Annotated in this window: 1 pseudogene; it reads left to right on the top strand. The window is 46.6% G+C overall.

Annotated features, from left to right (window positions below):
* A pseudogene (locus R8O11_RS29070) lies at positions 1 to 616 on the top strand (aconitate hydratase B); the annotation flags it as partial.

Raw genomic sequence — 616 nt, forward strand, 5'->3', positions numbered from 1 at the left:
CCTGACTGCAGTAGCAAAAGGTGAAGTGTCTTCACCGCTTGTAAGCCGAGAAAAAGCGGCTGAGCTACTGGGTACAATGCAAGGCGGTTACAACATTGCACCGTTAGTTGAGCTACTAGACGATGAAGCTTTGGCTGAAATCGCTGTGAAAGCTCTGTCTCATACGCTACTGATGTTTGATGCTTTCTATGACGTAGAAGAGAAAGCGAAAGCAGGCAATGCTCATGCACAAAAAGTGCTTCAATCTTGGGCGGATGCTGAATGGTTCCTATCTAAGCCTAAGCTTGAAGAAAAAATCACGCTGACTGTCTTTAAAGTGACAGGTGAAATGAACACGGACGATCTTTCTCCAGCTCCTGATGCATGGTCTCGCCCTGATATTCCAGTACACGCACTTGCGATGCTGAAAAACGAACGTGAGGGTATTAACCCTGACCAGCCAGGCACCATCGGTCCAATCAAACAAATCGAAGAGCTAAAATCAAAAGGTCACCAGCTAGTGTACGTTGGTGATGTTGTTGGTACTGGCTCTTCTCGTAAATCTGCAACTAACTCAGTGCTATGGTTCATGGGCGATGATATCCCTTACGTACCTAACAAACGCGCTGGTGGTTAC

The organism is Vibrio sp. 1288 (genome assembly GCF_033344475.1).